The sequence below is a fragment of the Mesorhizobium sp. WSM4871 genome (genome assembly GCF_055811295.1).
In genome coordinates, this window is record NZ_JBVVPU010000081.1 from 1 (window position 1) to 234 (window position 234).

Genomic DNA, 234 nt, shown 5'->3' on the forward strand with positions numbered 1-234 from the left:
CGGCTGCCAATTCTTGTCGAGCAGCGTGATCTCGGCATAGTGTAGATCTCGGTGGGGGGGGTTAGATTTAAAATAGAGCGGGGCGGGTGGTCCGGGGGGGGGGGGGGGGGGGGGGGTGGGCGGGGGGGGGGGGGGGGGGGGGTGGGGGGATTTTTTGGGGGGGGGGGCGGGAGGGGGGGGGGGGGGCGCCCCCCCGCCGGCGGAAGGGAGCCGGGCGCCCCGGCCGCCGCCCGG

Annotated in this window: 1 protein-coding gene; it reads left to right on the plus strand. The window is 77.4% G+C overall.

Going from position 1 to position 234, the window contains the following annotated elements; genetic code table 11:
• Positions 1-51 precede the first annotated feature (51 nt).
• A partial coding sequence (locus tag AC0L2H_RS32605) for a hypothetical protein (RefSeq protein WP_473593693.1) occupies positions 52-234 on the plus strand: 183 nt, incomplete at its 3' end.